The following is a 504-nucleotide window of genomic DNA, read 5'->3' as shown; positions in this document are numbered from 1 at the left end:
GAAGGTGGTGCGGATTGTCACCGGCCGCTGGTTGCCCAACTGCCGTGCGGCACGCAGCGACTTCTTCTCGTTTTCGAGGTCGAGGCCATAGCCGGACTTGATCTCGACGGTGGTCACGCCTTCGGCGATCAGCGCATCGAGGCGCGGCAGCGATTGAGTGACCAGTTCATCTTCGCTGGCGGCGCGCAAGGATTTGACCGACGAAACAATGCCGCCGCCGGCCCGGGCGACCTCTTCATAGGTGGCGCCGGCCAGCCGCATCTCGAATTCGTTCGCGCGGTTGCCGGCATGGACCAGATGGGTGTGGCAGTCGATCAGGCCAGGCGTGATCCAGCGGCCCTCGCAATCGACCGTCTCGGCGCCCTGGGCAAGTGTTGGGGGCAGCTCCGACTCGAGGCCGGCATAGACAATGCGGCCGTCACGCGCAGCGACCGCGCCATGTTCGACGACGCCAAGTCCGGCAGACCCGTCGACCATTGTCGCTAGCCGCGCATTGCGCCACAG

The 504-nt window shown here is 65.9% G+C and carries 1 pseudogene; it reads right to left on the bottom strand.

From position 1 onward, the window contains the following. Positions 1-504, bottom strand: a pseudogene (locus EN984_RS37165) (imidazolonepropionase); the annotation flags it as partial.

It is taken from the genome of Mesorhizobium sp. M7A.F.Ca.CA.004.12.1.1 (assembly GCF_003997835.1).
Lineage (GTDB): Bacteria > Pseudomonadota > Alphaproteobacteria > Rhizobiales > Rhizobiaceae > Mesorhizobium.
Note: the sequence above shows the minus strand (reverse complement) of the source record. Positions and strands in the feature narration are given on the sequence as shown.